Genomic DNA, 3,802 nt, shown 5'->3' on the forward strand with positions numbered 1-3,802 from the left:
GTTCTGTTGACATTGTGAAGAGAAGACGGGTCCTGAAGGGCTCTTTGAACCACCCCGCAAGGGATGGGAATGAGGGTTCTGTCTGGATCATGGCGCCAAGCGGTTCATCACCGATTGGATAGACGTCATGATCCGCAGGGATAGCCCTCACCCCAGCGGGTTTGACGGCGCATTCGAAAGGATGCGGCGGTGAACTGGTTGGAATGGGTTCCCCTGTTTCGATTGCCATGCCTGACCGCGTGGCATCGGGGCACCGTCTCAAGAAGCTGGTCTTTCGCCAATCCCTTCTCCAGATGGGATTGGCATAGAGTACCGCTGCAGGACGTAAGAAGGATTGCACATCCCTTGCGTTTGCGGTGCTCGAACGAACGGAGCTGACGCTTCGTTCGGGAATGAGAGTACGTCATCAATGACACTTCTCTCTTGGTTCCTCGCAAGGGGCGCCAAAATGGTGAGCATTGGCGATGAGAATGATCAAGTGATATAAGGGCATCTGGTGGATGCCTTGGCATGCACAGGCGATGAAGGACGTGATACGCTGCGATAAGCCATGGGGAGCTGCGAATAAGCTTTGATCCGTGGATTTCCGAATGGGGCAACCCACCTCCGACTTCTAGAAAATCGGAACGGCACTGGTTGGACTTTGGTCTGGCCGGTGGCGCTGCGGTTTCTAGGGGTCATCAGCGAGGTATCTTACCTTCGAATACATAGGGGTAAGAAGCGAACTCGGGGAACTGAAACATCTAAGTACCCGAAGGAAAGGACATCAACCGAGACTCCGTCAGTAGCGGCGAGCGAACGCGGACCAGGCCAGTGGCAATCTATGAAAGAAGCCGAACACGTTGGAAATCGTGGCAAGAATGGGTGATAGCCCCGTAGGCATAATGTTCTTGATTGTCCTCGAGTAGGGCGGGACACGTGAAATCCTGTCTGAAATTAGGGGGACCACCCTCTAAGCCTAAGTACTCGTGCATGACCGATAGCGAACCAGTACCGTGAGGGAAAGGTGAAAAGCACCCCGACAAGGGGAGTGAAATAGAACCTGAAACCGGATGCCTACAAACAGTCGGAGCCATAATGGGTGACGGCGTACCTTTTGTATAATGGGTCAGCGACTTAGTCTGGCGAGCAAGCTTAAGCCGATAGGTGGAGGCGTAGCGAAAGCGAGTCTGAACAGGGCGTTCAGTTCGTCGGATTAGACCCGAAACCGAGTGATCTAGCCATGAGCAGGTTGAAGGTGCAGTAACATGCACTGGAGGACCGAACCCATATCTGTTGCAATAGATCGGGATGACTTGTGGCTAGGGGTGAAAGGCCAATCAAACTCGGAAATAGCTGGTTCTCCGCGAAATCTATTTAGGTAGAGCGTCGACCGAATACCCCCGGGGGTAGAGCACTGAATGGGCTAGGGGGACTCACCGTCCTACCAAACCCAATCAAACTCCGAATACCGGGGAGTACTAGTCGGCAGACACACGGCGGGTGCTAACGTCCGTCGTGGAGAGGGAAACAACCCTGACCACCATCTAAGGTCCCCAAGTCATGGCTAAGTGGGAAAGGATGTGAAGATCCCAAAACAACCAGGATGTTGGCTTAGAAGCAGCCATCATTTAAAGAAAGCGTAACAGCTCACTGGTCTAATTAAGGGTCTTTGCGCCGAAAATGTATCGGGGCTAAAGCCATGCACCGAAGCTGTGGATGTGCACGCAAGTGTACGTGGTAGCGGAGCGTTCCGTAAGCCAGTGAAGGAGGACCCGTGAGGGTCTCTGGAGGTATCGGAAGTGAGAATGCTGACATGAGTAACGATAAAGGGTGTGAGAGACACCCTCGCCGAAAGTCCAAGGGTTCCTGCTTAAAGTTAATCTGAGCAGGGTTAGCCGGCCCCTAAGGCGAGGCCGAAAGGCGTAGTCGATGGGAACCACGTTAATAATCGTGGGCCTGGTGGTGAGTGACGGATCTCGTGTATCGTTCAGTCTTATCGGATTGATTGGGCGGTGAAGAGGTTCCAGGAAATAGCCCCACCGTATAGACCGTACCCGAAACCGACACAGGTGGACTGGTAGAGTATACCAAGGCGCTTGAGAGAACTATGCTGAAGGAACTCGGCAAATTGCACGCGTAACTTCGGAAGAAGCGTGACCCTTTCCAACGCAAGTTGGGTGGGGTGGCACAGACCAGGGGGTAGCGACTGTTTACCAAAAACACAGGGCTCTGCGAAGTCGCAAGACGACGTATAGGGTCTGACGCCTGCCCGGTGCTGGAAGGTTAAGTGGAGGGGTGCAAGCTCTGAAATGAAGCCCCAGTAAACGGCGGCCGTAACTATAACGGTCCTAAGGTAGCGAAATTCCTTGTCGGGTAAGTTCCGACCTGCACGAATGGCGTAACGACTTCCCCGCTGTCTCCAGCATAGACTCAGTGAAATTGAATTCCCCGTGAAGATGCGGGGTTCCTGCGGTCAGACGGAAAGACCCCGTGCACCTTTACTATAGCTTTACACTGGCATTCGTGTCGGCATGTGTAGGATAGGTGGTAGGCTTTGAAGCATGGGCGCCAGCTCGTGTGGAGCCATCCTTGAAATACCACCCTTATCGTCATGGATGTCTAACCGCGGTCCGTTATCCGGATCCGGGACAGTGTATGGTGGGTAGTTTGACTGGGGCGGTCGCCTCCCAAAGAGTAACGGAGGCGCGCGATGGTGGGCTCAGACCGGTCGGAAATCGGTCGTCGAGTGCAATGGCATAAGCCCGCCTGACTGCGAGACAGACAAGTCGAGCAGAGACGAAAGTCGGTCATAGTGATCCGGTGGTCCCGCGTGGAAGGGCCATCGCTCAACGGATAAAAGGTACGCCGGGGATAACAGGCTGATGACCCCCAAGAGTCCATATCGACGGGGTTGTTTGGCACCTCGATGTCGACTCATCGCATCCTGGGGCTGGAGCAGGTCCCAAGGGTATGGCTGTTCGCCATTTAAAGCGGTACGTGAGTTGGGTTCAGAACGTCGTGAGACAGTTCGGTCCCTATCTGCCGTAGGTGTAGGAGTATTGAGAGGATTTGTCCCTAGTACGAGAGGACCGGGATGAACGTACCTCTGGTGGACCTGTTGTGGCGCCAGCCGCAGTGCAGGGTAGCTATGTACGGACTAGATAACCGCTGAAGGCATCTAAGCGGGAAACTAACCTCAAAACGAGTACTCCCTATCAGGGCCGTGGTAGACCACCACGTTGATAGGCCGGGTGTGGACGAGCGGCAACGCTTGAAGCTTACCGGTACTAATCGCCCGATCGGCTTGATCATTCTCATTCGCCAATGCTCACCTCCGTGACAATCGCACAGCGATTGTCGCGTCGGTCGAGCTTGGTTCTTCTTGGACCCTTCACGCCAGCTTGCCTCGGGCAAGCTGTCTGCAGGGTGGCGCGGATTGCAAAGCAATCCGACGACCTAGCGGTCTACGGGCATCTCGTCCTGGACTGCTGCTGAGATTATCGACGCATTCTCATTCATGCACTCCGTCTCCCTGCAGAGGCGGTCAGGATGGCGCTTCCAGCGCATCACCTGAAACCTAAACCCAGCTTCTATCTTGCTATTCGCTGACCTGGTGGTTTTGGCGGAGTGGCTGCACCCGTTCCCATTCCGAACACGGCCGTGAAACGCTCCAGCGCCTATGATACTTTGTCTTAAGACACGGGAAAGTCGGTCGCCGCCAGGTCTGCAAATCGCAAGATATCTCTCACATGACAAACACAACACCCACTAAACAAAACGCCCCCTCGGTCAGTGCCGCAGGGGGCGTTTTGCGTTCGGG

General features: G+C 54.6%; 2 rRNA genes. Both read left to right on the plus strand.

Annotation, left to right across the window (positions count from 1 at the left end):
- Positions 1-472: 472 nt before the first annotated feature.
- A 23S ribosomal RNA gene (locus tag ACZLZY_RS24655) occupies positions 473-3,294 on the plus strand.
- A gap of 297 nt (positions 3,295-3,591) precedes the next feature.
- A 5S ribosomal RNA gene (rrf, locus tag ACZLZY_RS24660) occupies positions 3,592-3,706 on the plus strand.
- Positions 3,707-3,802 lie beyond the last annotated feature (96 nt).

It is taken from the genome of Mesocryomonas lacus, from assembly GCF_055730135.2.